Origin of the sequence: Collinsella aerofaciens ATCC 25986, assembly GCF_010509075.1 — a bacterium.
In the GTDB taxonomy this organism is placed as follows: Bacteria; Actinomycetota; Coriobacteriia; order Coriobacteriales; family Coriobacteriaceae; genus Collinsella; species Collinsella aerofaciens.
In genome coordinates this window covers 516141-542394 of sequence record NZ_CP048433.1, presented here as the reverse complement: position 1 = coordinate 542394, position 26254 = coordinate 516141, and the positions used below count along the sequence as shown (strand labels likewise).

The window sequence follows — 26254 nt, the reverse complement described above, 5'->3', positions numbered from 1 at the left end:
CTACAACGTGGAACCGCTGCGACCAATCTAACAGTTCCGAAAGAAACCGTCCCATGCGCCCGCCCCAACCGGTGGGCGTATATACTTATCGAGGTTCTTTCTATAAAGGAGACGCTATGCCGAATGTCCCCACGATCACACCGGGCCCGGATGATACCGAGAACACGCCCGAAGGTGCCACCGAAACGATTCCTCTGATTACACACGTACATGCCGACAAGCAGAACGGACGCACGAACGATGCGGCCGAGATTTCCGATGAAGAGGCATATGCCAAGCTCAAGGCAAAACGTGCCGAACGTCGACGCAAAAAGCTGATTCGACGCGTTATTGCCGCCGGCGTCGTGGGCGCCATCGCGCTCATTGCCATTGTCGCAACCCTTGTTATCAATGCGCAGCCACAGGGCGCTAGCGGGCCTGTGACCGACATGGTGACCGAGGGCACATTTACCACAACGGTCGAGGCGAAAGGCCAGCTCAAACCCATTTCGTCCTCAGTGGTCTCCCCTTCTGTCGACGGCACGGTCGATTCAATCAACGTGCAGGCAGGCCAATCCGTCAACGAGGGCGACGTGCTTATGACCATTAAAAACGACGAGCTCGATCGCAACGTTGCCGAGGCGCAGCGTGCAGTTACAGCCGCTCAAGAAGACCTCGCCAACGCGCAGAAAGCCGCAGCCGCCGCGCAGGCCACCCCAACGACGGACGTCGATGGAGCTTCCGCAGCGGCTGGCTCCCCCGCAGCATCAGCGGACACGAACGCCGTATCGGCCGCGCAGCGTAGCCTCGCATCGGCCCAGGCAAACCTCGATCAGGCGAACGCCAAGGCCGCCAGCCGTACGGTCACGGCCCCAAGCTCGGGCAGCATCGTGGAGCTCAACGCCAAGGTAGGCGCCACGGTAACAGGCGGCATGATCATGGGCGAAAGCGATACGAGCGGCGGCAAGCAGTGCATGCAGATCGCCGACCTATCCAAGATGAAGGTGACCGTGCAGGTGGGCGAAAAGGACATCGCCAAGATCGCCGTTGGGCAGAACGCCAACGTCACGTATCCCGCGTTTCCGGATATCGTGAGCCAGGGAACGGTCACGGCCATCGCCTCGGTGGCAAACTCCGACTCCAACTATGGCAGCAGCAGCGTAACCTTTAACGTCGACATCCTCATCGAGGCGCCCGACGCGCGCCTGAAGCCGGGCATGACGGCCGAGGTCTCGGTGGTGACCGAGCAGCTCGACGATGTGGTGATGGTGCCGACGATGGCGCTCATGACCGAAGACGGCGAACACTATTATGTCAACGTGGCAACCGATGACGAGGGCAAGCAGACCCGCCGCGTGAAGGTGACCGTCGTGACGCAAAACGACAACGAAGCCGTAGTCGGCAAGACACAGGTCAAGCGCGACGACCAGGGCAACGAGATTAACCCCAACGTGCCGGTTACCAAGCTGCGCGATGGCGACACCCTCGTCATGGACACCGGAGCGGACGCAACGGCTGACGGCGGCTATAGCACGGATTCGGGCAGCATGTCTGCCGACGAGGGTATGTAATGCGCCCCGTCATCGACATTCGCAACGTGCACCGCATCTTTGAGAGCGAGGCAGGTTGCGCCCACATCCTGCACAACGTGAGCCTGGCGGTAAATCCCGGCGAATTCGTCGCTATCACTGGCCCCTCGGGCTCGGGCAAATCAACGCTCATGAACATCCTGGGCTGCCTGGATAAGCCGACGGCGGGCGACTATTACCTGCAAGGGCTCAACGTGGCCGAGCTCGATGATGACGAGCTCACCGAAGTTCGCGCCCTGAGCATTGGCTTCGTCTTTCAGAGCTTCAACCTGCTGCCGCGCCTAACGGTCATCGAAAACGTGATGCTGCCGCTGGCCTACACCAATGTGCCCCGTAGCCAGCGCGAGATGCGCGCCGTCCACGCGCTGCAGGCCGTCACGCTACCGGTCGACCACTGGGACCACCGCATATCCGAGCTCTCGGGCGGCCAGATGCAGCGTGTCGCCATCGCGCGCGCCCTCGTTAATGACCCGCCCATCATTTTGGCTGACGAACCGACGGGAAACCTGGACTCCGCCACTGGAGCGCTTGTAATGGAGACCTTCCATAAGCTCCAGAAGCGCGGCAAAACCATCGTGCTCATCACACACGACCCCGGCATCGCCGCCGAGGCCGACCGTGCCGTGACCATCCGCGACGGTCGCATTCACGACGGCGCGTATATTCCACATGCACCGCGGACCCTGCGTGGCGCCGTAGATAGCCTGCCCATGATTTCCGCCTCCATCAACCCGCCGAAAGGAGTGATGGCATGAGCGCCCGCGATCTCATCCAGGAAGCCCTTCACTCGCTCGAGGCCAACAAGGGGCGCAGCCTGCTCACCATCCTGGGCATCGTCATTGGCATAGCCTCGGTTATCGCCATGACTTCGCTCATCGGCGGCATCCAAAACAGCCTGGTCAACAGTCTGGGCCTCAATGCGGCACGCATGGTGCAAATCTATTCGTCGCAAGAACTCACCGAGTCGGACATCGAGAAGCTTCAAAAACTGATGCCGCAGATAGAGCAGATCGGCATTGTCGACAGCGCCTATACCGAGTATAAGACCGGCGATAAAAGCTATACCGTCATGGCACAGGGTGTCGATAGCGACATGCTCGACGCCGTGGGGGCCAGCAAGCTCGTTGCGGGGCGTACCTATTCCCAGGCCGAGTCTCAATCAGGCTCGCGCGTGGCGCTCATCAGCCGCGGCGGCGCCGATCAGCTTTACGGCAACGAACAGGATGCGCTGGGGAAAACCATCAAGGTGGCCAACGGCGAGGTGCAGATTGTAGGCGTGATTGATGGCGGCAGCGACTCCATGGGCTCGCTCACGCTGTATATGCCACGCGAGACCATCTCCGGGCTGTTTGGCGACGAAAATCCTTCATTCCCCAGCGTGACGGCACTTGCCGCCGAGGGCACGGACATGGATGAGCTTTGTAAGACCATCGAGTCCAAGGTGCGCGCGATGAAGGGCATCGCGGAGGATGATGAGTACGACAGTGTATCGGCGACCTCCATGAAAAGCGCTATCGATGCACTCAACTCCTTTATGGGCGCATTCTCGCTCATCATGGGTGCTGTCGCCAGCATCTCGCTGCTTGTCGGCGGTATCGGCATTATGAATATGATGCTCACCAACGTGACTGAGCGCATTCGCGAGATCGGCATCCGCCGCGCTCTGGGCGCCAGTCGTCGCGATATCACCGCGCAGTTTTTGGCCGAGTCCTCGGCGCTGTGCGTCACCGGCGGACTGTTGGGTGTCCTGATTGGCTATCTACTGGCATGGGGACTCACGTTCTTTGCCGCAAGCTCGGGCATCATGAGCGAGTTTGGAGCTACCGGGACGATCACGCCAAGCTTCTCCATTACGACAGTGTTGATCGCGTTTGCCGTATCGGTCGGCATCGGCGTAATCTTTGGCTTCTACCCCGCTCGCCGCGCAGCAAAGCTCGACCCGGTGGAGTGCCTACGCTACCAGTAAGCCACCACCAACAAGTTGCGGTGAATTAGGGACTGATTATGCTATCTAGCTTCAAAAACAGACACTATTTCACCGCAACTTATTGAAGGGCTGCTTGCGCCAGTTCCGGGCGTCGTCCTCGAGCTATTGGCGGATGACGGTCTTGTACGGTTCGAGCTTGCTCGAGGCGCTCCTCCTCGCGGGCGGGAGGGCGCGCTAGGCGCGACGAGCGCCTAGCGCGCGAACTCCCGTAAAAGCACGTCTTCCATTTCCCGAAGCGAAAGGGCCCCGCCTCCCTCGGCGGGACGGGTGACCACGATGCAGCGCGCTCCCGCGTCGCGCGCGGCGGCGAGCTTCTCGGCCGTGCCGCCTACGGTTCCCGAGTCCTTGGTCACAAGCCACTGGGCGCCCACCTGCCGAAGCATTGCTTCGTTGAGCTCGCGGGTAAAGGGCCCCTGCATGCCGATGACGTGCGACGGCGAAAACCCCGCGTCGATGCACTTCGCTATAGCACCGGGCAGCGGGAGCACACGCACGAAGAAGCGCTCCGCGAAATCGGCGACACGCGTGTAGGGAGCAAGCTCCTTGCTCCCCGTCGTGAGAAGCGCGCGACCCGGGTTCTCGGAGAGAAAGCGCGCCGCGCAGGCAATCGACGCGACCGGCACGACGCCTTTGGGCAGCGCCTCGGCCGGGCGCGCAAGGCGCAGGCATCGTGCACCCACGGCGAGCGAAGCGGCCCGGATGTTGCCGCTTGCGAGCGTAGCGAAGGGGTGCGTGGCGTCGACGACGATGCGCGCGCCGAAAAGCTCGCGCTCCATGTCGGCCTCGTCGAGCCTGCCCGCATGCACCTCGATGCCCGGAAGCTCGCCCAAAAGCTCGCCTCCGTACTCGGTTGCCGCGTAGGCACGGGCGGGGATGCCCGCCCCGCTCGCCCATTCGCACAGAAGGCGGCCCTCGGTGGTGCCGGCGAAGATGCGCAGCGCCGGCGCGGATGCGGGCGCCGTCACTTCGGGCCGCCTGGGCGCGTGATCTGGTAGAGCAGCGCGTTCATAATGGCGGCCGTCACGGTCGAGCCGCCCTTGCGACCCCTCGCGACGATGGCTGGCACGCGTCGTGCGAGTAGCTCCTCTTTCGCCTCGACAACGTTCACAAACCCGACCGGCACCCCAACGACGAGCGCGGGCGCGATCTTCCCCGCGTCCATGAGCTCGGCGAGGCGCAGAAGTGCTGTGGGAGCGTTGCCGACAGCCACGATGAGCGGACCCTCGATGCCGCAAGCTTTGTCCATGCTCGCAACGGCGCGAGTCGTGCCCGCGGCGCGCGCAGCCGCGGCGACATCAGGGTCGGCCATGTAGCACACGGCCTTGCAGCCGAGCTTCGCGAGCGCGGGCTTGCTTATGCCTGCGAGCGCCATGTTCGTGTCGGTGAGCACCGTGGCCCCTGCGCGCAGTGCGTCGAGCGCACAGTGCGCGGCGTCATGGGTGAACACGAGGGAATCGGCGTACGAGAAGTCGGCAGTGGTGTGGATGACGCGCTTCACGACGGGCTCTTCGAGCGGCGGGAACGTGCGGCCGCCGAGCTCTTCGGTAATGATCTCGAAGCTGCGCCGCTCGATGTCGCCGGGCGCCATCTCCTTGGAATCCATCTAGTACTCCACTCCTTCCCTTGCACATATCCCCTGCACGTAGGGGTGTTTCTCGCACCGCATCTCGGTTATGTAGTCGGCCTTCTCCACGATCTTGCGGGAAGGCGCGCGCCCGGTAAGCGCTACTTCGACGCCGCGCGCGGACATATCGAGCGCGCGATCCACGAGCGCCTCGTCGACAAGCCCCTTCGAAAGCGCGTCGAGCGCCTCGTCGAGCACGAGCAGCCCCTCCTGCACGTCCTCGAGCTCGGCGAGCGCGAAAGCGAGGTTCCCATCGTGCAGCTCGCGCGTCGCGGCAAGTTCTTCCGACGTCATCGACCAGGTAAACTTGTCCGACGCCTTCCCCGCGAACACGAGCACGCCGAAATGCTCGGCGAGCAGGCGCACCTCCCCGCTTTCGCCGTCTTTCAGGAACTGCACGACGACGACGCGGCGGCCTGCGGCGAGCATGCGAAGGGCGAGGCCCATCGCCGCCGTGGTCTTGCCTTTGCCGTCGCCATGATACACGTGGATCATACGCCCTCCTCGATAATGCGGTAGACATACTCCATGTCGAGCGCCCCGCGCACGGAGTCGGCCAGGCGGTCGAACTCGCGCGCACGATGATCGGCCGCGGACACCGCGCCCTCAGCACCCACGACGCTCTCGGGCAGGCCGCGCATGCGCGCGAGCGAGCGCGCGAGGGCGAGTGCCACCCCCGGTTCGTCGAACAGGCCGTGGAGATAGGTTCCGAACACGTTTCCGCAGGCCGCGCCTTCTAGGTTGCCGCCAATCGTGCCCGCAGGGGCGCAGGAGACGGTCGTTTCGCCGTCGTGAATCTCGTACCCGCGCGCCGTCATGCCGTTCCACACCGAAAACGCGCCTTGGGCGCCCGTGATGCGCAGCTCCGACTGGGCGAGGCGCTTTTCCTCCTTGAACACCGTACTTGCAGGGATGAGCCCGAGCCCGCGCGCGGTGCCAGCGCCTTCCCTGCCGTGCGGATCGGAAAGCTCGTCTCCCAAAAGCTGGTAGCCTCCGCATATGCCGAGCACCGGCGTGCCCGCGCCCGAAAGCGCGCGTACACAGGCTCCGATGCCGCTAGCCGCAAGCCAGCGCGCGTCGTCGAGCGTGGACTTCGAGCCGGGGAGCACCACGAGGTCGGGCCGGCCCAGATCGGTCGTCGAGGAAACGTAGCGCACGCCCACGCCGGGCACGCGCGAAAGCGGGTCGAAGTCGGTGAAGTTCGACAGGTGCGGAAGGCGCACGACGGCGACGTCGATGACGCCGCGCGCCTCGCGGGCAGATAGGCGCGGCGCGAGCGAGTCCTCGTCGTCCAGGTCGAGCGTAAGATACGGCACGACCCCCACCACGGGAACCCCGCACATCTTCTCGAGCGGGGCCAAACCCGGGCGGAGGATTTCCACATCGCCGCGGAACTTGTTCACCACAAGCCCCCGCAAAAGAGCGCGATCCTCGGGCGCAAAGAGCGCGACCGTGCCGTAGAGCTGGGCAAATACCCCGCCTGGGTCGATGTCGCCCGCGAGCAGCACGGGGGAGGACACGGCGCGCGCGAGCCCCATGTTGACGATGTCGTTTTCGGCAAGGTTGATTTCGACGGGGCTGCCGGCGCCCTCGATGACGATGACGTCGTTTTCCTCCGCGAGCGAATCGAACGCCTCCAAAATCTGCGGCATGAGCGCCTTCTTTCGCGCGAAGTAGTCCCTCGCAGCGAAGGCTCCCTGCGCCTTGCCGGCCACGATGAGCTGGCTTCGGTGGTCGCTTTCGGGCTTGAGCAGGATGGGGTTCATGCGCACGTCGGGCGCGATGCCGCACGCCTCGGCCTGCATGATCTGGGCGCGCCCCATCTCGAGCCCATCGGCCGTGACACCGCTGTTTAGCGCCATGTTCTGGCTCTTGAAGGGAGCCACGCGCAGGCCGTCCTGCGAAAGCACACGGCACAGCCCCGCCGCAAGCAGGCTCTTCCCCGCGTTCGACATGGTGCCCTGGATCATGATGGGCTTCGCCCTACCCACGGGTATCGACCTCCTTCGCCGAGCCTCGGCCATCCGCGCCCGCCATAGCGCCGCTGCAAGAAGCGCCGCCCCGTTCGTCGGGTTCGCCTTCGCCCGATGCGCCTTCCGCCCGAAGCGCGCGGCTGAACGCCATCGCAAGCCGGGCGTTCTCCTTGCGCGTGCGCACCGCGACGCGGCACCAGAAACGGGACAGTACCGAAAACGAGTCGCACGTGCGGACCAAAACCCCCTGTTTATACAGGCGCTCGGGAATGTCTTTCGCCGGCGTGCGGACTAAAAGGAAGTTCGCATCCGACGGCACGACGGAAAGCCCGAGCGAGGAGAGCTTGAGGGAAAGCCACGCTCGCTCGCCCGCCAATACATCGCGCGTACGCGAGACGTATTCGACGTCTTCCAGGGCGGCGATGCCCGCGGCCTCGGCGACCGAGGAGACGGGCCACGCCTGCCCCGCCCGGCGAATCCCCTCGATGAGTTGGGCGTTTCCGCTGATCAGATACCCCAACCGCAACCCTGCCATTCCGTAGAGCTTGGTGAACGCGGAGAGCACGGCCACATGGTGCGAACACGCGGCGCGTGCGGCCACGCTCCTTTCGCGGGCGTCGGGCGCAAATCCGAGGAAGCACTCGTCCACGACGAGCAGCGCGCCCACCTGCTCGCAGCGGCAAGCCGCGGCATCGATCACGCTGGGGTCGACGAGGCGCCCCGTCGGGTTGTTCGGATTGCAGAGGTACGCCACGTCTCCCGGCCCCTCGATCTCGCGGGCGAAGGAGGCGGGCACGTCGAAGTCGTCCGCTTCGGAGAGCGGGAACTCCTGCACGCATGCGCCGTAGTACGATGCCGCCTCCGCATATTCAGAGAACGTCGGCGCGCACACGACGAGGCGTTTCGGGCGCACCGCCGCGGCGAGCCGCCAGATGATATCGGACGCGCCCGCGCCGCAGACGATAGTATCTTCGGGAATGCCCTGGGCGCGCGCTAGGGCGCGAACGAGGGCAAGACTTTCCCTATCGGGGTAGGCGTCGATTCGAGAAAGCGCCTTGCAAGCTGCGGCGACGGCGCGCGGCGAAGGGCCTGCCGGATTCACGTTCACCGAGAAGTCAATGAGGTCGGAGGCGCCCCCTTCGCAAGCGATGCCGAGCGATTGCGCGCTGCCCCCATGCGTACGGGCGCGTAGGATTCCCCCGGCAGCCTGGGGCGCGGCGTGGTCTTCCCTCATACAATCGCCCCCACGGCGAGCACGACCGCCGCGCGTGCGGCACCGAAGACGACGAGCGCGCATACGGACGCGGCGAGCATGAGCCTTGTCGCCCGGGCGATGTCGCCCCACTCGATTTCGCGGGACGCGTCGCCTATCGTCGGTTTCTCAACGAGCTTGCCGAAATACACCGCGGGTCCTGCCAGGCGCAGCCCGAGCGCGCCCGCGCACGCTGACTCGGTCTGCGCCGCGTTCGGGCTCGCATGGCGACGCCTGTCGCGGCGCCAGATGCGCGCCGCCCCGCACGCGTCGAGCCCGACGATCGGGCACACGGAGATCATGAGCAGGGCCGATAAGCGCGAGGGAATCCAGTTCACCGCATCGTCGAGGCGCGCCGAGGCGCAGCCGAAGTCGATGTAGCGCTCGTTTTTGTAGCCCACCATGCTGTCGAGCGTGTTCACCGCCTTGTACGCCATGCCCAAGGGCGCACCCCCGATAATAAGGTAGAAAAGCGGCGCGATGACGCCGTCGCTCGCGTTCTCCGCCACCGTTTCCACGGCGGCGCGCGCAACGCCCTGCTCGTCGAGAACAGACGTGTCGCGTCCCACGATGAGCCCGACGGCTTCGCGCGCCGCGACAAGGCCGCCCTTCGAGAACGCGCGGGCCACGGCCAGGCTCTGGCGGCGCAGCTCGCATGCCGCGAGAATCTGATAGCTCGCCCATGCCTCGGCCACAAAGCGCAAACCGGGGTGAACCATGCCGCAAAGATGCAGGATTCCCCAGGTCAAAAGCCAACACGCAAGCGGAAGCGCCACGGCGAGCACAAGCCCTGCGGCGCGCGTGCCCGCGGACGTTTGCGGGAATGCGCCCCGCAGGCGGCCTTCGGCCCACGTGATCGCGCGTCCCATGGCGACGACGGGATGGGGAAGCCAGCGCGGGTCGCCGAAGGCAAGGTCGGCCGCGAACCCGGCGGCGACGGCAAGAATCGTCATCACCGAGCATCGCCCCCCGAAGCGGGGCGAACGTCGCGAAGGCAGCGCCCATCCCAGGTGGCGGCCCATGCGCCGCCCGGCTCGGTATGCACGTCGAAGTATCCCATTTTCGGGACAGCTAGCTCGGAGAGCAGCGCTTTCACGGTACCCGCGTGAACGACGAAGACGGCGCGCCCGCTCCCCTGGGCACACTCCGATTCGCACGCCTCCCGAAACGCCGCGACGACGCGGCGGGTGAAATCGCTCTTGCCCTCGCCATGCGGGCAGCGCGTCTCGCACCAGGAGTCTACCCAGGCGCGGTAGCGCGCATCCTCTTTAAGCTCGGCGGCGCTTCGCCCCTCGAAGTCGCCGAAATCCATCTCGCGCAGACCGGGGCACGCCATAAGCTCCGCGTTCGGGAAGAGGATGCGCGCCGTCTGGTCGGTGCGGGCCATGCCGCTCGTGATAACACGGAACACGTCACGATTGCACGTGAGGTCGCGCAAAGCGCGCTCGCCCGCGCTCGACAGGGGCTCGTCGGTGCCCGCCCCGCTGTAGCGATGGCCTTCCGTGCCCGCCGTGGCACCATGGCGCACGAAGACGACTTCCAAAGGCGCGCCCGCGCCCTGCGTCCCTCGAGGCGCATCGGCAAGGTTTCCTTTGATGACCTGGGGAATCCCGCACGTCATGCGCACGACGACGTCGGCGCGCGCAGCGAGCGCGCATCCCAGGCGCCCCGCGCGCTCGCGCCATTGGGCGTCTTCCGCACGCATGGGGACGACCCCCGAGCCGACCAAGGACAGAATCACTGCGTCGAAGCCGATCAGCCGCTCGAGCGCCCGGTCAGCGTCGAGCGCGCGTACGAGTTCCTCAGCACGGTACGCGATGCGGCCGGCAAAAGCCGCGGGCACGCCGCCCTCCGCTTGCTGCGCCGCGTCGACGAAATCGTCCGCCGCGAACCCGAGCTTTTCGCGCACGAAGGTCCTCTTCCCCGAATGCGCACCACCTACCACGAGAATCATAGGAGCATGCCCCCCGCCACCAACATGGCAAGCATCGCGAGCTCGGCCCATTGCAGAAACCATCCGGCCAAATCCCCCGTCACCCCGCCGAAGCGGGACAGGGCAACATGGCGGTACCACGCGAGCGCCAAAAGCCCCGCCACCGCCATAAGGGCGCCGACGGCCTGAACGCACGCGACCATCCCTGCAGCCGAAGCCGCAGCGAAAGCGCAAAGCGGCACGACGATCGCCGCGCGCTTCTTCGCAGGCGAGAGCCCCGCGGCCATGCCGTCCGCCCGCGCGGCAGGCCAGCATTCAACGGCGAGCCCCGAAAGCGCGCGGGAGAACACGAGCGAGCACAGAAGCGCAAGGAACGTCCCCGCCGTAAGCGGCAGCGCGGTGAACAGGGAAAACTGCAGAATAAGGTACACGACAACACCGATGACCCCGAAGGCGCCCGCCCGCGGGTCGTGCATGATCTCGAGCTTTCGCTCGCGTGGGGCCCAACTTGCAAGCGCATCGGAGGTGTCGCAGAGCCCGTCTAGGTGGATGCCTCCCGTCACCGCCACAGGCAGCGCCGCGAGCACGGCCGCGACGATGGTCGCAGGTACGCCGAGCAGGTTCGCCACGTACCCCCACGCCGTCATGAGGAAGCCTTCCGCAAGGCCCACCAGGGGAAACGCGGCAAGCGCATGGGTTGATCCGAAATCGGTCCAGGCCGATTTCGGGACGGGGATGCGCGAGAACGTTCCGAACGCCGCGCCGATTGCCTCTGCTATCTTCACCTTATAGGTCCTTCGCCTTTCATCCACACGGGAATCCCGCATACCACTTCGACTGCGCGGTCGGCCAGCGCCGCCACGCCCGCGTTCACGCGCGCGAGCGCGCGCCTCCATGCCTCGGTCCCCTCATCGTAGCGCATCCCATCGGCGAACACGTCAACGGAGACCACCACCGTATACGCAGCGGCCTGAGCGAGCCGTTCAATGCCTCCGAGCACCTCGCGCGCCACAGCGTCGGGGTCACGCGGGGACAAGCCGCCTTCCGCGAAAAGCTCGTTTGCAACCAGGTTGCCCACGTCCTCCAAAAGAAGCGTGCAGCCGCGAGGAAGCCCGGGCACTGCGGCGCCCACGTCACGCGTGCGCTCGAGGGTGGAAAACCCCTTGCCCTCGCGCAGCGCCCGATGGCGCGCGATGCGGCGGGCGCCCTCTTCCCCGAAGGGCTCCATCGTTGCCAGGTACACGCGGGGGCCGTCGTGCCCGAGGCACAGGGACTCGGCATAGGCGCTCTTGCCGCTCGCGGCGGCGCCGATAACGAACGTCACCGTCATATCCCAGCCTCGAAATGCTCGTAAGCAGCCATGCCAGTCGCCGTGAACGTCTTCCCATCCCGGTACACGCGCAGCGCCGAATCCAGAAGGGGCAGATACGCCATGGCGCCCGCGCCCTCGCCCAAGTGCATGCCTGCGTCGAGGGGTGCCTTTATGCCGAGCTCGCGAAGGAGCTCCTGGCTTGCGGGTTCGCTTGATGCGTGGGTGCCCATGAGGTAGCCCAAGGCGTTTGGACACAGGCGCGCCGCGCACAGGGCCGCCGTGCAGGATATGACCCCGTCGAGGAGCGCCGGCGCCTTCGAGACCGCGGCCCCCAGGTAGAAACCGCACATCGCCGCGATGTCGAAGCCGCCCACCTTCGAGAGCACGTCGATCGGGTCGGCGGGATCGGGCGAGTTCGCGTCGATAGCGCGCTCGACCACGTCGCGCTTGCGCGCGAACGAGGCGTCCGAGAGCCCCGCGCCGCGCCCGACGAGGCTCCGCGCGTCCGCCCGGAGGAGCACTGCGGCCACCGCCGCCGAGGTGGTCGTGTTGCCAATGCCCATCTCGCCCGCGGCGAGAAGGCGCACGCCGGCGCGGACAAATCCGCACGCGACGGCGATTCCGACCTCGATCGCGCGCACGGCCCCATCGCGAGACATAGCGGAGCCGTGCGCGATATTGCCGCTCCCCCGCCGCACGTTCGCGCGCACCATGCGCGCGTCTTCTATGCCCCGGGCCATACCCACGTCGACGGGCACGACCTCGGCACCCGCGAACGCCGCCATGCGGCAGGCGCTCGTGGCCCCCTCGCACATGTTGCGCGCGACGGCTCGCGTCACGTCTTGTCCGCTTTGCGACACGCCTTCGGCAACGACCCCGTTGTCGGAGAAGAATACCGCAAGCGCACGGGGAAACTCGGCCACCTCGGCGCTCCCCTGAGCCGCGGCGATACACGCGACGGCGTCTTCAAAGTCGCCCAATCCCCCCAAAGGGTGCGCGATGGAGTCCCACGCGGCGTACGCGGCGGCGCGGGCACACTCGTCTGCGGGCGCGATCCGGGAGAGCGCGGCTTCGAGCACGGCGCCCGGCGCCGACGAGAACGCGCGCTCGACTTCCTCGCGGATACAGGCAAGCGCGGTTTCGGTTACTTCAGCCATGCCGTCTCCTCTCTGCGAACGACACTGCGGCAGACGCGAACGCGCGCGCAACGTCGGGGTTCGCAGGATAGTACACATGCGGGAAGCCCGCAACCAGGGACGGGGTGGTCGTCATGCACGGCCACCCCTTGTCGCGCCGGGGCTTCTGCGCCCAGAAGTCGCCGCCCGGGCAGGTGGACTGCCAGTAGTGGAACTCGTGCGCGCGGATGCGTGTGCCGCGCGGCCCGTAGAGTCCGTCGCGTTGAGAAGTGAGCTCCACGTACCCGAAATGGGACAGCCTTCCCCCGTTCTCGCTTGCGCCCTCAAGGGCGCCCGCAACAGGCCAGCGCCGCCCCTCGCTATCGGCGATTTCGCGCTGCAGGTACAGAAACCCACCGCATTCGGCGACCGTCGGCATGCCGGATTCCACCGCACGCCGCACCGCCTCGCGCATCGGCGCGTTCTCGGAGAGCTGCCGCGCATGGAGCTCCGGGTAGCCGCCTCCCAGATAGAGGGCGCTTGTCCCCCGGGGCAACTCGCTATCACACAGGGGGCTGAAAAAGGCCAGCTCGCAACCCAGGTCCTCGAGCGCGCGCAGGTTCTCCTCGTAGTAGAACGAGAACGCCTCGTCACGCGCGACGGCGATGATGGGCCGCGCTCCCGCGATCGGCTCAAACCGGTAAGGTTCCTCGCAGATATCGGGTGCCGTCGCCGCTATTTCGAGCAAGCGGTCGACGTCGACGCTCTTTTCCACCAGCTCGGCCATCTTATCGATGCGCGCGGAGAGCTGCTCCACCTCGTCGGCGGTCACAAGCCCCAGATGCCGGCTTTCGAGCGAGAACGCCTCGTCGGCGGGGATATTCCCCAAAACCGCGACGCCCGTGTGCTTCTCGATCGAAGGCGCCGCATAGGCGCAGGCAGCGGCGCTCGTCTTGTTCAGCACGACGCCGCGCACGTTCGCACAAGGCAGGAACTCGGCGATGCCGCGGATTACGGCGGCGAGCGATAAAGACGCCCCGCGCCCGTTCACCACTAAAACGACCGGCGTTTCCGTGTCGCGCGCAACCTGGTAGCTGCTCGCATCGGACACGCCGGGCGCCATGCCGTCGTAGAAGCCCATGACCCCCTCGAGCACCGCGACATCCGCGCCCGCGGCGCCGCGTGCGAGCAGGGCGCGCAGCGTCGGGGCGTCGGTGAAGAAGCCGTCTAAGTTGCCCGAGCGCGCACCCACGACGCGGCGATGAAAGAGCGGGTCAATGTAGTCGGGGCCGCATTTGAAGGCCGCGCATGCAAGGCCGCGGCGCGCGAGCGCGCGCAGGAGCGCGCACGTTACGACCGTCTTGCCGCTCCCGCTCGAGGGCGCAGCGACCATGAAGCGCGGGATGGACGTGCTCACCGGGCGCCGCCTTCCCCACCTGCACCACGCGCGCTGACGAGGAACACGGGGTTTTGCGCCTTCATGAGATGGTGCGAGCCTACAGCCTCGGCGCGGGCGGCCGACACCTGGCACGCCTCGAACCCCTTAAAGCGCGAACCCGAGAGGAGCGCGCACGCCTCGGTGAGCGTCTCAACGGTGACGCATGGCACGCACAAGCGAACCTGCGAGTTCTTCTCGAGCGCCGCCTCCAAGATGGAGGGAAGCTCGCCCGCGCTCCCGCCGACGAACACGGCGTCGGGGACGGGCAGTTTCGCGAGCGCTTCGGGGGCGACGCCGGGGACCGCATGCACGTTGCCGCACCCGAATGCATCCGCGTTCTCTCGGATGAGCCGCACGCCGGTCGCGTTGCGCTCGACCGCCCATACCGACCCCGCTCGCGCGACGAGCGCCGCCTCGATCGATACGCTCCCCGTGCCGGCGCCGACGTCCCACACGGTGTCGGTCGCGGTAAGGCGCAGCTTCGCGAGCGCGACGGCGCGCACCTCCTGCTTGGTCATGGGAACGTCGCCGCGGATAAAGAGCTCGTCGGGAATGCCCGAGGAAGCGTACGGCCAGCGGGAGCTCGCGGCGCGGGATGCGCTAAAGCCCACAGGCGACCCGGCGCCGCCTGCGAACTCGATAAGCATCACGTTCAAGTCGTCGAACGTCTGACCTGCGATTTCACTTGCGGTCGCGCAGGTGATGCGCTCGTCGGGGTACGACAGGCGCTCGGCCACCGTCACGCGCGCGTCCCCGAAGCCCGCCTGCACAAGCTCGCCCGAAAGCCGCGAGGGGTCTTCCCCGCCCGACGTGGCGAGGAAGAGCTCACCTGCGCGCTCGGCCTCGGCCACGATGTCGCACGCCACGCCGTGAGCGCTCGCGAAGCGCCAATCCTGCCATGGACGCGCGAGACGCGCGGCGAGATACGACGCTGAGCTTATGCCGGGAACAACGCGCACGTCCACCTGCGCGTCGCCGGAGAGCGCCTCCACCAGGCGGCGCGCGCCGCTGAACAGCCCCACATCGCCCGTCATCACGACCACGGCGCGCTGCCACGACGCCGCATCGGTGAGCGCGGCTACGATGTCCGCCGTCTTCACGAGCTCGCATCTCACCACGTCGGGCGGCACGTCGATGCCGGCAAGCGCGCGATGAGCACCGATGACCACGTCGGCGATGTCGATCGCGTCGAGCGCCGCGCGCGAGAGCAAGTCGGGGTTTCCGGGCCCCGCCCCGATGATCGTTACCTTTCGCATGGAATCTCCCGATACCCGCGCGGCGTGACCATACGGCCGCCTACGAGCTTCGTGTCCGCGTTGCCGACGAACACGGTGGTGAACATGTCGGCGTCGATCTCCCCCAGCTCGGAGAGCCTGCACATGCCCGACTGCTGCCCCTCGCGCCCGATGTTGCGTACCCAGCCGCAGAGCGTGTCGGGGGCCTTCCATTCGAGCATAATCTTCGCCGCGCGTGAGAGCCTGTCGGCGCGCTTTCTGCTGCGCGGGTTGTACAAACAGATGCAGAAGTCGGCACTCGCGACGGCGGCGAGCCTGCGCTCGATGACCTCCCATGGCGTGAGCAGGTCGGAGAGCGACACGACCGCGAAGTCGTGGGCAAGCGGGGCGCCGAGCACCGCCGACCCGCTCTGAGCCGCGGTGGCCCCGGCGATAACTTCCACGTCTACATCGGGGTAGTCCTCCGCAAGCTCCAGCACGGGGCTCGCCATGCCGTACACGCCCGCGTCACCGCTGCACACGAGCGCCACGGCTTCTCCGCTCTGCGCGCGCGAAAGCGCAAGGCTGCACCGTTCGACCTCGTGCATCATCGGGGTCGCGAGATGCGCCGCGTCGGGCACGGCGGCGAGCGCGAGCTCCACGTATTTCGTGTACCCCACAACGATGTCGGCCGCCTCGAGCGCGCGCCGGGCCGCAATCGTCATGCCGTCGGGGCCGCCCGGGCCGATCCCCACCACGAAGAGCTTTCCCATCACCGCTCCTTAAACGAAAGATCGATAGTTACCTTGGAAAACGCGACGGTCACGCCGCCGTGAGCGAGCTTCGGGAAGATAAGTTTGCCCCCCTCCGCGAGCGCTGCCCGCTCGCACACGTTGTCGACCCCCACCGTCGCGCGCACAAAATCAGATGGCGAAACGCTGCCTTCGACCTGCGACAACTCCTCTGCGGAATACGTCGCAAGCGGGATATTGCGCGCGCAGCAGAAGGCGAGCAGACCCTCCTCGTGCGCCTTCACGTCGATCGTCGCCGCCTCGCGCACGGCCGAAGGCGAGATACCCACCTGCCCGCACGCGAGAAGAAACGCCTCCTCGATCGCTTCGGCGCACGCACCGCGACGGCATCCTATGCCCGCAACGATGCAGGGCACGACAAGGCGAAGCGGCTCGGGCGCAGGCGCCTGCGCCCGCACGCCCGCCGGCTTCCCCGTCTCACCGGCGGGCACGACCTCGCCCGTTGTCTCCGCCGCACGAACGGACGCACCTGCATTCGCGCCAGCGAACGGCGACACGACGATATCGGCCCGAGCGCGGTCGGACGCAAGGTCAACCCCCTCAGGCGGCTGTCCCGAAATCGGCATGTCGGAATAGAGCGCCACGCGCCCGCCCGAAAGCAGCCGCGCCGACACTCGCTTGATGGCCTCGGGATTCGAAACGGCGAGCCCCGCACAGCGCGCCCACGTATCCACCGCCCACACGCCGCGGACGTCGGTCGCCGTGGTGATGACGGGGATGGCCCCTGCCGCGCGTGCCACAGTTTGCGCAAGCTCGTTCGCACCGCCCAAATGCCCCGACAAAAGCGGGACGGCAAAGCGCCCCGCCTCGTCGATCGCCACAACCGCGGAATCGGTTGCCTTCGAGGCGACATGCGGCGCGATCGCCCGCACGGCGATGCCCGCCGCGCCCACGAACAGAAGCGCGTCCGACGCTTCCCACGCGAGCGCCGTCCATGCGCGCAGGTCGGCCTTCCCCTCGCCGAACCCGCGCGAAACGGAAACGTCCCAGCCAGGGTCGTCTTCACCTGTCTGCGCGCAATCGGAAAGCGCGCGTGCGGTGCGCTCCGCCAACGCATACCCCCTCTCAGTGAACGCTATGCAGGAAACCCTCATCTAGCGCACCACCATCGTCGAGAAGTAGCTGCTCCGATCGGGCACATCGTCGAGCGAACGGTACACGCGCTCGCCCGGAAGCCCACAGTCCTCTACGAGCTCGGCACCGTCGAAGGCGCCCTCCTCGCGAAGGATGCGCTTCGTGTCCGCAAGCGAGCGGCGCGCCTTCATGACCACCTTCGTCCCCGGCCAGCCGATTGCGCGGCCCACCCCGTACAGCACGCCTTTACTCATACGTCGCCCCCAATTCCCCGATAACTGCATCGGCGCCCGACGTGCGGAAAAGCTCGCGGCGCTCGGCGTCGAACACGACCGCGGCGATGTCGCATGCGCCCGCCGCGCGGCGGCGCAACCTGTCCTCGATTGCCGCAGCGAGCGAAGCGCGCGCAGCGTCCCCCACGCCGGCGGCCTCGATTACCTCGAGCGCCGCCGTGGTCGTGACCGACGACATGATCTCGCGCACGGTCTTCGCGCCCGCGCCGGCCAAGGCCGCGTGGGCGGCCAGAATCTCCGCGCGGCAGTCGGCGGTACGCGAATGGGTGTCCATGATGCCGCCAGCGACCTTCACCAGCTTGCCGATGTGTCCCACAAGAAGGACATTGGTGAATCCCTCGCGAACGCAGCAATCAATCGCATCGCCCACAAAGTTGGAGATGAAGACCACCGGCGCACCGTTTAGGTGGAAATGCCCCGAGATGAACTGCCCGCCGTAGTTGCCGGGCGTGAGCACGACTCCGCGCCGCCCCATAGCCGCATGCTGCCGAATCTCGAGCTCGATGCTGTCGCGCAAGGCAGCGAGGCTGCGCGGCTCGACGATGCCCGTCGTTCCCAGGATGGAGATGCCGTCCTCTATCCCCAGGTGCGGGTTGAAGGTCTTTTCGGCAAGGGCCACACCCTCGGGTACCGAAATCGTCACAGCAATGTTTCCAGAAAAGCCGTGCGCGGCGCACACCTCACGCACCGCCGAAGTAATCATCGCGCGCGGCGTCGCGTTGATGGCGGCCGCCCCCACCGGCTGCTCGAGCCCGGGCAACGTCACGCGCCCCACGCCCACGCCGCCATCGACGGAAACTTCCGATTCGTGCGCGGGCACGTCCTTGCTGCCCGCAGTACCCGTGCCCGACCCCGCATGTTCCACACGCGCGTACACGAGCACGCCGTCGGTCACATCGGCGTCGTCGCCTGCGTCCTTTCGCACGGCGCACTGGGCGCACCCCTCGCCGATGCATGCATCGACCACGTCCGTCTCGACGGGCAGCCCGCCGGGGGTGACGATCGACACGTGGCCGACGGGCTTTCGTGACAAGAGCATCTCGCAGGCCGCCTTCGCCGCGAGCGCGGCGCAGCTCCCCGTGGTATAGCCGCAGCGCAGGCGGGTCGTCCCGGTATATATGTAGTGCTCGAAGGCCACGCTAGCTGCTCGCCTTCCGATACCCCGTGGCAAACGAAGGGTCGTAAAGCTTGCTGCGCTCGTACGACTCCGCTTGCGCGCCGTCGTGCGCAAGCCCGCCGCGAGCTCCGAGCACGCGGCCCACCACCACGAGCGCCGTGCGGTCGATGCCCACTCGCGCACCCGCATCGGCGAGCGTGCCCACTGTGCAGCGCACCACGCGCTCCTCAGGCCAGGTCGCCTTGTACACGAGCGCCGCCGGCTCGTCGGAGCTGCGGCCCGCGGCCAAAAGCTCGGCGGAAAGCTCGGCGAGCATACCCGAGCTCAGGAAGATGACCATAGTCGAGCCGCTTTCCGCCATGGTGCGCATGCCCTCGCCCGCGGGCATGGGGGTGCGCCCGGAAAGCCGCGTGATCACGACAGACTGGCTGATTCCCGGCAGCGTGTATTCCTGGCGAAGCGCCGCCGCGGCACCGCAAAAGCTCGACACGCCGGGCACCACCTCGTAGTCCACGCCGCGCGCGTCGAGTGCGTCCATCTGCTCCTGGATGGCGCCGTATAGGCACGGGTCACCCGTGTGCAGGCGCACCACTTCCTCGCCCCGCGCATCCGCCGCACACATCACGTCGAGCACTTCCTCCAAGGTCATGTGCGCGCTGTCGTAGACGACGCAGGATTCCTTGCAATCGGCGAGCAGCTCGGGGTTCACAAGGCTCCCCGCCCAAACGACCACGTCCGCCGCGCGCAGAAGGCGCGCCCCGCGCAGCGTGATAAGGTCGGCGGCGCCCGAGCCTGCGCCAACGATATGAATCATCCGAGCCTTCCCTTCCCGTTTCTCATCGCAACCGTTTACGCCGCCCTTCGCACAGCGGGCAAAACACGGCGCCCGCAGCGGCAATCGGCGCAAATACGCAGGCAGGAGGCGCAATGCCGCCCGCCCTGGCTTTGACACGTTCACAAGTGCCCACTATCATAGTAAAAGTTTCGGCAACGAGCATATGACAATCGGATAAAAGGAAATGACCGGCGCGGCGCCCGCACAGCCCGCGCTGGCTTGCGGAGGGAACCAGGTGGGAATCCTGGGCAAGGGACATTACTGTATAGGACGCGCGGGCGAACTGCCTCGCGCCCCAAGCCAGACTGCTTCGCCTTTTCCTCACGGCATCGCCGTGGCGTTAGCTCCTTGTGAACCCCGAGGGGTGCGCTTTTCTTTCGCTTGTGCCGACAAGCAACTGTCGCCGGGGGACCGGCAAACCGAGGAAAGGAAAAACCATGTCCGACCAGATGTCACGCCGCGGCTTCATGGGCGCCGCAGCAACCGGAGCCGTCGCGCTCGCCGGATTCGCGCTCGCGGGCTGCTCCAGCACCTCCGCGAGTTCCGAGAAATCGAGCGAAAAGGAGAAGGCCGTGAAGCCGGTCATCCTCGTCACGAGCTTCGGCACGAGCTACAACGACTCGCGCCACATCACCATCGGCGCCATCGAAGACGCTATCCGCGAGAAGTACTGGCAGGACTACGACATCCGCCGCGCCTTCACCGCGCAGATCATCATCGACAAGCTGAAGAAGCGCGACGGCATCACGATCGACAACATGACCGAGGCGCTCGACCGCTGCGTGGAAGACGGCGTGAAGGAAATTGTCGTGCAGCCGACGCATCTCATGGCTGGCCTGGAATACGCCGACGTGAAAGACGAGCTCGACAAGTACGCCGACAAGTTCGACAAGATCTCGCTCGGCGACCCGCTGCTCACCTCCGACGACGACTACAAGAAGGTGGCCGCAGCCATTAAGGAGAACATGGCGTCCTTCGACGACGGCAAGACGGCGCTGTGCCTCATGGGCCACGGCACCGAAGCCGATTCCAACGCCGACTATGCCAAGATGCAGGAAGTGTTCAAGAACGAGGGCTTGACGCAGTTCTTCGTCGGCACCGTCGAGGCTGAGCCGACCTGCGAGGATGTTATCGCCGCCGCGAGCGCCGCAGGGTACAAGAAGGCCGTGCTCGCGCCGTTCATGGTGGTCGCGGGCGACCACGCGAACAACGACATGGCAGACGAGACCGACCCCGACAGCTGGGCTGCAAAGTTCGTGGCCGCTGGCTTCGAAGTGACGTGCCTGCTCCAGGGTCTGGGACAGAACGCCGCGGTCGACGACATCTACGTCTCGCACGTGGACGACGCCATCGCCAAGCTGTAAACTCGCCGCGCACGGGGGCGCCGGTCGCGTCCCCGTGCAACGGGCATGCGCCTTCCCCGACCGACGGCGCATGCCCGTTGCATTCGCATCCCGCCCGCCCACCGCACGGCGCGGGCGGTCGAAGCGATTGAAAGGAACCCCCTCCATGTTGAAGAAAACCCTCGCCTTCGCCCTGTCAGCGGCGCTTTTCGCGTTCTCGCTCGCCGGCTGCGGCGGAAATTCAATCGACAGCGCAAAGGCAAGCGATGCCGATTCCCAGGAAAAGACCGAACAGGCGGCCGATGCGCCCGAGGGCGCAAGCGCTGCCCCCATCACCGCCGACAAGGTGGCCGACGGCACCTATCCGATCACCGTAGATTCCAGCTCGAACATGTTCAGGATTGTGGACGCCCAGCTCATCGTGGAAAACGGCTCCATGCACTGCGTGATGACGCTTTCCGGCACGGGCTACGGCAAGCTCTTCATGGGCACGGGCGACGAGGCTGCCGCCGCGAGCGAGGCCGACTTCATCCCCTATGTGGAAAACGCGGAAGGCAAGTACACCTACGACGTGCCCGTTAAAGCGCTCGACGAGGACACCGCCTGCGCCGCGTGGAGTATTAGAAAAGAGCAGTGGTACGACCGCACGCTCGTGTTCGAATCCGCCGGCGTCGATCTGCGCGCCGACGCACTGAAGTAACGCCATGCGGTCGATTCTTCCCAAGGGGGAAAACAGGAAGCGCCACAGCATCGCGGCGCGCGCGGTCGCCTGCGTTCTCGTCGCCCTGCTCGCGCTTCCCTTCGCGGGGTGCAGTGCGAGCCCGAACGCGACCGGTGCCACGACGGGCTCTCAGGAATACACTGTGAGCGTCTCGCTTTCCGGCGGGTCAGGGCGCGCAAGCATCGCCTCACCAACCACAATTGTGAAGGATGGCGACACCTACACCGCGACCATCACCTGGTCGAGTTCGAACTACGACAAGATGACCGTCGACGGCGTGGACTACGCGCCCGTAAACGACGGCGGCAACTCCACGTTCGAGATACCCGTCACGCTCGACGAGGACATCGCCGTGTCGGCCGAGACCGTCGCCATGTCGACGCCGCACACCATCGACTACACGCTCTACTTCGACTCATCCACCATGAAGGAGAAATCGGGCGACGAAGCAAGCGGCGGCTCCCCTGCGGGAACGGCCTCAAGCGCCGCGGCCGACTTCCACAACGCCGATTTAGGCTGCGGCTGGAAGCCGACGGGGACGCTTCAGCTTGAATACGCCGAGCACTTCACTGTCGACGAGTTCGAAGGCGGCCTGCGGCTTATCTGCATTTCGAACGGGGAGCGCTTCCTCGTGGTGCCGCAAGATGCGAAGGTACCTGATGGGTTGAGCTCCGACATCGCGGTCATAAGGCGCCCCGCCGACAAGGTGTACCTCGTGTCGTCGGCGACGATGTGCCTGGTCGACGCACTCGATGCGAACGACAATATCATCATGTCGGGCACGAAGGCCGACGATTGCTCGGTCGCGGGCTTCAAAAGCGCACTCGAAAGTGGGGCGATCGCCTACGGCGGCAAGTACAGCGCGCCCGACTACGAGCGAATATCGGCCTCGGGCTGCACGCTCGCCATCGAGAACACCATGATCAACCACACACCCGATGTGAAGGAAAAGCTGCAGAAACTCGGGCTCGTCGTGCTCACCGAACAGTCGTCGAGCGAGCCCGAAGCACTCGGGCGCGTCGAGTGGATTAAGCTTTTCGGCATCCTGTTCGACAAGGAAGACGAGGCCGCGCACCTGTTCAACGAGCAGAAGGCCCGCGTCGAGCAAACGTCGGGGCTCGCGTCGTCAGGTAAAACCGTGGCGTATTTCTACATTAACTCAAACGGGGCCGCCGTCACGCGGCGGGCGGGCGACTACGTGGCGCAGATGATCGAGCTTGCAGGCGGCAACTACGCGCTCGATGACGCGCAGACGGCGTCGACGTCAGGCTCGTCAGTAACGCTCGAAATGGAGCGCTTCTACGCGACGGCGAAGGATGCCGACATCATCGTCTACAACGGCACCATCGACGAATCGGTTGTCACCTTGAACGACTTCGTAGGCAAAAACGCGCTATTGTCGCAGTTCAAAGCCGTGAAGAACGGCAACGTCTGGGTCACAAGCGCCGACATGTACCAGCAGATGACTTCTACCGCCGACATTATCGACGAGCTGCACGGGGCGTTCACCGGCGATGACGCGAGCGACTTCCATTATCTGAGAAAGCTCTGCTAGCGCCATGAGAAGCCGGCTTTCCATGGCATATGACGAATCGGGGCGCGCCGCGCGGTGTCGCGTCGTGACGGCGCAGCTCGCTGTTGTCCTCATCGTGCTCGTCGGGGCCAACCTGTGCATCGGGAGCGTGCTCGTGCCCGCAGACCACATCCCCGGCATCCTTTCGGGCGGCGCGGCCAATTCCATGGAAAGCCAAGTCATCTGGGAGATTCGCCTGCCGCGCGTGCTTTCAGCCGTGCTTCTCGGCGGGGCACTTTCGCTCTCCGGGTTCCTGCTGCAGACGTTTTTCAACAACCCCATCGCCGACCCGTTCATCTTGGGCGTCTCCTCGGGCGCAAAGTTCGTCGTCGCGCTTACGATGATTGTACTTCTGGGCGCGAACCAGGCCATGTCCTCCCCGGCCATGGTGGCCGCAGCGTTTCTGGGCTCGCTTATCACCATCAGCTTCGTGCTCCTCATCGCACGGCGCATAAGTTCCATGGCCATGCTCATCGTGGCAGGCGTCATGGTGGGATACATCTGCTCAGCGGCGACGAACTTCCTCATCGCCTTCGCCGACGACCAGTCCATCGTGAACCTGCACAACTGGTCTTTGGGTAGCTTCTCGGGTTCGAGCTGGGACGACGTCGCGGTCATCGCGGTCGTGGTGATCACCGTGAGCGCATGCGTATTCGCGATATCGAAGCCCCTTTCCGCCTTCCAGCTGGGAGAAGCCTACGCGAAAAGCGTCGGCGTGAACGTCGCACGCTTCCGCGTGGTGCTCGTCCTTCTAGCGAGCATGCTCTCCGCCTGCGTGACCGCGTTCGCTGGTCCGGTGTCGTTCGTAGGCATCGCAGTTCCGCATCTCGTGAAGTCGGCGCTGAAGTCGTCGAAGCCCATCCGCGTGATTCCTGCGTGCTTCTTGGGAGGCGCCATCTTCTGCGCGGGCTGCGATTTGATCGCGCGCACGCTGTTCTCTCCCGTCGAGCTTTCCATCAGCGCCGTCACCGCCATCTTCGGCGCGCCGGTGGTTATCGCGCTCATGTTGAAGAAACGAGTGAGGTAGATGGGGGAATTCATGCCGCGGCCCAAAACGCTCGGAGGGGGCATTCCATGCTTAGACAGTCCTGAGCTCGCGCGAAAGCGCCAGAAGGCACTTTCGGCTCGTGCGGGACTGCGCGCGGAACGCCTCCTCCGAGCGGAGTCGAACCTCGAAACCCCGGTCGAAACGCAGGCTGACGGAGCACCGCTTTTCCGCATAAGCGACCTGTCGGCGGGCTACGACAAGAAGGTCGTAGTCGAAGGCGTCGATCTGGAGGTTCGCGCGGGCGACGTCGTGGCGCTCATCGGGCCGAACGGCTCGGGCAAGTCGACCATCTTGAAAACCATCACACGCCATCTGGCACCGCTTGCCGGCGCGGTCGAGCTCGACGGGCGGGAGATTTCCCGATGGAAGACGGCGGAGTTCGCAAGGAACCTTGCCGTTATGCTGACAGATCGCCCCCGGACCGAGCTCCTCACCTGCCGCGATATCGTAGAGGCAGGAAGGCATCCCTACACCGGGCGAATGGGCACACTCTTGCCCGACGACCATAGTCGGGTCGACGAGGCCATGAAAACCGCACATGTGGAAGAGCTCGCCGAGCGCGACTTCATGCAGATAAGCGACGGGCAACGCCAGCGCGTCATGCTCGCACGCGCCATCGCGCAGGATCCGCGTGTGCTCGTGCTCGACGAGCCCACATCGTATCTCGATATCCGCTACCAGATCGACCTGCTGCGAATACTTCGCCACCTTGCGAAATCGCAGAATGTGGCTGTCATCATGTCCATCCACGAACTCGAGCTCGCGCAGAAAAGCGCCGACAAGGTGATTTGCGTGAAGGACGGTCGGGTCTTCCGCGCCGGCGCACCCGAGGACATATTCACGCGCGAGACGATTGGCGAGCTCTACGGCCTTCAACATGGCACCTTCAACGAGCGCTTCGGCAGCGTGGAAATTGGGCGCCCGCACGGCGATGCGCACACGTTCGTCATCGCCGGCGCGGGTACGGGGTCGGCCGTGTTTCGCCAGCTCATCCGGCAGGGCAAGGCGTTCTACGCGGGCGTTCTGCACGAAGGGGACATCGACTGTGAGCTCGCGCGCGACCTGGCGGCGGAATGCGTGGCCGAGCGCGCCTTCGAGCCTATCGGGGATAAAACCATAGCCCACGCCAAAGAGCTCCTCGTCCACTGTGCGCGCCTTATCGTGTGCCCCGCCGCCTTCGGCACCATAAACGCCCGCAACGCAGAGCTCGTCGAGTTCGCACGCTCGCATGGTATCGAGGTCATGCGAGCGTGCGAAGGCGCATCGGAGGATTCCCAATTGGAGTGGGAAGGATAAACTGGACTTTTTTAAGGATCCTCAGGCTACAGCTCCTACGCCGGCGAGGTCTCCAAGGCGCCGGAGAACCTCGTGAACAGGAATTTCCACGCCGACGAGCCCAACTAGGCCTAATCCAAGCGAGATTCCAGACTCGACAGGCCATTAAGAGTCAGGTCGTTGGCGACCCCAGAGACGCGCTCGATAGGAACCGAGCCGTCAGACAGCGCCCACGTGCGATAGATACCGATAATACCCGACAGCAAAAACGCCAGATAGTAGTCGAACATCTCGTCCTTGAGACCTTGGGGCAGCAGATCGCGTTCGGCAATCTCGTGCTCGAGCGGCGCACGAAGACGAGCCATAAAATCATCGAGCGGAATGTTCTCGATCAGCTGACGATTGAGCACCAAGTTGTTGCACAGTGCCTCGTTAACGGTTTTAAAGAAGGTCGCCGCCGCGCCAAGAGCGCGCTCGTTGGTGTCGCCGTCCATTGAAGCAAGCGTTTTCTCGACCGAGTCGACAATCATCTCCACCACATCGACGGCAATGGCATCGAGCAGGCCGTCAACCGTGCCAAAGTGCACGTAGAAGGTTTTGCGGTCGACATTGGCCTCGCGCGCGATGGCACTCACCGTAATGTCTGCCAGCGGCTTTTCCATGAGCAGGCGCTCGAAAGCCGAAAGGATGGCATTACGGCTGCGAACGATGCGACGATCAAGACGCGGTTTGCTGGTTGCCATGGGC

26 protein-coding genes are annotated in these 26254 nt (G+C 65.6%); 8 read left to right on the top strand and 18 right to left on the bottom strand.

What is annotated here, in order from left to right:
* Positions 1-116 precede the first annotated feature (116 nt).
* From GXM19_RS02515 to GXM19_RS02505, 3 genes are read left to right on the top strand one after another with little or no spacing between them, the layout of a single operon-like run.
* The gene (locus tag GXM19_RS02515) at positions 117-1550 is read left to right on the top strand and encodes an efflux RND transporter periplasmic adaptor subunit (RefSeq protein WP_006233936.1); all 1434 of its coding nucleotides are present in this window, start codon (positions 117-119) and stop codon (positions 1548-1550) included.
* Complete coding sequence (locus GXM19_RS02510; RefSeq protein WP_006233937.1) at positions 1550-2323, top strand: ABC transporter ATP-binding protein; 774 nt, start codon at positions 1550-1552, stop codon at positions 2321-2323. The genes GXM19_RS02515 and GXM19_RS02510 overlap by 1 nt, the downstream gene beginning before the upstream one ends.
* The gene (locus GXM19_RS02505; protein ID WP_006233938.1) at positions 2320-3534 is read left to right on the top strand and encodes an ABC transporter permease; all 1215 of its coding nucleotides are present in this window, start codon (positions 2320-2322) and stop codon (positions 3532-3534) included. The genes GXM19_RS02510 and GXM19_RS02505 overlap by 4 nt, the downstream gene beginning before the upstream one ends.
* 212 nt (positions 3535-3746) lie before the next feature.
* Here GXM19_RS02505 and cobK read toward each other — a convergent pair whose 3' ends face one another.
* The 17 genes from cobK to cobM are packed head-to-tail and all read right to left on the bottom strand — an operon-like array spanning position 3747 to position 19526.
* On the bottom strand, positions 3747-4520 hold the full coding sequence (gene cobK / locus GXM19_RS02500) for a precorrin-6A reductase (RefSeq protein ID WP_050766071.1): 774 nt from the start codon (positions 4518-4520) through the stop codon (positions 3747-3749).
* Entirely contained in the window at positions 4517-5158 is a 642-nt protein-coding gene (locus GXM19_RS02495; protein WP_006233941.1) for a precorrin-8X methylmutase, read from the bottom strand. Before GXM19_RS02495 ends, cobK begins: the two co-directional genes overlap by 4 nt.
* Entirely contained in the window at positions 5159-5674 is a 516-nt protein-coding gene (locus tag GXM19_RS02490) for a cob(I)yrinic acid a,c-diamide adenosyltransferase (protein ID WP_006233943.1), read from the bottom strand.
* Positions 5671-7170, bottom strand: a complete 1500-nt coding sequence (locus GXM19_RS02485; RefSeq protein ID WP_239057638.1) for a cobyric acid synthase — start codon at positions 7168-7170, stop codon at positions 5671-5673. Before GXM19_RS02485 ends, GXM19_RS02490 begins: the two co-directional genes overlap by 4 nt.
* On the bottom strand, positions 7163-8386 hold the full coding sequence (locus GXM19_RS02480) for a pyridoxal phosphate-dependent aminotransferase (protein ID WP_006233945.1): 1224 nt from the start codon (positions 8384-8386) through the stop codon (positions 7163-7165). The genes GXM19_RS02485 and GXM19_RS02480 overlap by 8 nt, the downstream gene beginning before the upstream one ends.
* On the bottom strand, positions 8383-9357 hold the full coding sequence (gene cbiB / locus GXM19_RS02475) for an adenosylcobinamide-phosphate synthase CbiB (RefSeq protein ID WP_006233946.1): 975 nt from the start codon (positions 9355-9357) through the stop codon (positions 8383-8385). Before cbiB ends, GXM19_RS02480 begins: the two co-directional genes overlap by 4 nt.
* Positions 9357-10421, bottom strand: a complete 1065-nt coding sequence (locus GXM19_RS02470) for a histidine phosphatase family protein (RefSeq protein WP_203572374.1) — start codon at positions 10419-10421, stop codon at positions 9357-9359. Before GXM19_RS02470 ends, cbiB begins: the two co-directional genes overlap by 1 nt.
* A complete protein-coding gene (locus tag GXM19_RS02465; protein WP_040358125.1) occupies positions 10355-11122 on the bottom strand; it encodes an adenosylcobinamide-GDP ribazoletransferase in 768 nt (255 codons plus the stop codon). Before GXM19_RS02465 ends, GXM19_RS02470 begins: the two co-directional genes overlap by 67 nt.
* On the bottom strand, positions 11119-11667 hold the full coding sequence (locus GXM19_RS02460) for a bifunctional adenosylcobinamide kinase/adenosylcobinamide-phosphate guanylyltransferase (protein WP_006233949.1): 549 nt from the start codon (positions 11665-11667) through the stop codon (positions 11119-11121). Before GXM19_RS02460 ends, GXM19_RS02465 begins: the two co-directional genes overlap by 4 nt.
* Complete coding sequence (locus GXM19_RS02455; RefSeq protein ID WP_203572373.1) at positions 11664-12884, bottom strand: nicotinate-nucleotide--dimethylbenzimidazole phosphoribosyltransferase; 1221 nt, start codon at positions 12882-12884, stop codon at positions 11664-11666. Before GXM19_RS02455 ends, GXM19_RS02460 begins: the two co-directional genes overlap by 4 nt.
* Positions 12799-14181, bottom strand: coding sequence for a cobyrinic acid a,c-diamide synthase CobB (locus GXM19_RS02450; RefSeq protein WP_239057637.1), 1383 nt, complete (start codon positions 14179-14181; stop codon positions 12799-12801). Before GXM19_RS02450 ends, GXM19_RS02455 begins: the two co-directional genes overlap by 86 nt.
* Entirely contained in the window at positions 14178-15458 is a 1281-nt protein-coding gene (gene cbiE / locus GXM19_RS02445; protein ID WP_006233952.1) for a precorrin-6y C5,15-methyltransferase (decarboxylating) subunit CbiE, read from the bottom strand. Before cbiE ends, GXM19_RS02450 begins: the two co-directional genes overlap by 4 nt.
* Positions 15446-16189, bottom strand: coding sequence for a precorrin-3B C(17)-methyltransferase (cobJ, locus tag GXM19_RS02440; protein ID WP_006233953.1), 744 nt, complete (start codon positions 16187-16189; stop codon positions 15446-15448). Before cobJ ends, cbiE begins: the two co-directional genes overlap by 13 nt.
* Positions 16189-17280: a cobalt-precorrin 5A hydrolase gene (locus GXM19_RS02435; protein ID WP_239057636.1), complete on the bottom strand. Its 1092-nt coding sequence runs from the start codon at positions 17278-17280 to the stop codon at positions 16189-16191. Before GXM19_RS02435 ends, cobJ begins: the two co-directional genes overlap by 1 nt.
* 42 nt (positions 17281-17322) lie before the next feature.
* On the bottom strand, positions 17323-17556 hold the full coding sequence (locus GXM19_RS02430) for an SAM-dependent methyltransferase (protein ID WP_006233955.1): 234 nt from the start codon (positions 17554-17556) through the stop codon (positions 17323-17325).
* On the bottom strand, positions 17549-18733 hold the full coding sequence (cbiD, locus tag GXM19_RS02425) for a cobalt-precorrin-5B (C(1))-methyltransferase CbiD (RefSeq protein WP_040358130.1): 1185 nt from the start codon (positions 18731-18733) through the stop codon (positions 17549-17551). Before cbiD ends, GXM19_RS02430 begins: the two co-directional genes overlap by 8 nt.
* Before the next feature lies 1 nt (position 18734).
* Positions 18735-19526 carry a precorrin-4 C(11)-methyltransferase gene (cobM, locus tag GXM19_RS02420; RefSeq protein WP_006233957.1) on the bottom strand — a complete coding sequence of 264 codons (792 nt, stop codon included), beginning with the start codon at positions 19524-19526 and terminating at the stop codon, positions 18735-18737.
* A 458-nt stretch (positions 19527-19984) separates the two neighbouring features.
* Here cobM and GXM19_RS02415 point away from each other — a divergent pair, with 458 nt between their 5' ends.
* The 5 genes from GXM19_RS02415 (at position 19985) to GXM19_RS02395 (ending at position 25528) form a co-directional block, all read left to right on the top strand.
* Complete coding sequence (locus GXM19_RS02415; protein ID WP_006233958.1) at positions 19985-20911, top strand: sirohydrochlorin cobaltochelatase; 927 nt, start codon at positions 19985-19987, stop codon at positions 20909-20911.
* A 145-nt stretch (positions 20912-21056) separates the two neighbouring features.
* Complete coding sequence (locus tag GXM19_RS02410) at positions 21057-21590, top strand: hypothetical protein (RefSeq protein WP_006233960.1); 534 nt, start codon at positions 21057-21059, stop codon at positions 21588-21590.
* Between the two features lie 4 nt (positions 21591-21594).
* Positions 21595-23166 (top strand): ABC transporter substrate-binding protein, encoded by a 1572-nt coding sequence (locus GXM19_RS02405; protein WP_006233961.1) that lies wholly within the window; start codon positions 21595-21597, stop codon positions 23164-23166.
* Positions 23167-23188: 22 nt separating this feature from the next.
* Positions 23189-24211 carry a FecCD family ABC transporter permease gene (locus GXM19_RS02400; RefSeq protein ID WP_006233962.1) on the top strand — a complete coding sequence of 341 codons (1023 nt, stop codon included), beginning with the start codon at positions 23189-23191 and terminating at the stop codon, positions 24209-24211.
* Between the two features lie 12 nt (positions 24212-24223).
* Positions 24224-25528, top strand: a complete 1305-nt coding sequence (locus tag GXM19_RS02395) for an ABC transporter ATP-binding protein (RefSeq protein ID WP_115596251.1) — start codon at positions 24224-24226, stop codon at positions 25526-25528.
* 110 nt (positions 25529-25638) lie between these two features.
* On the opposite strand, the gene GXM19_RS02390 is transcribed toward GXM19_RS02395, so the two are convergent.
* On the bottom strand, positions 25639-26250 hold the full coding sequence (locus tag GXM19_RS02390; protein ID WP_050766073.1) for a TetR/AcrR family transcriptional regulator: 612 nt from the start codon (positions 26248-26250) through the stop codon (positions 25639-25641).
* Positions 26251-26254 lie beyond the last annotated feature (4 nt).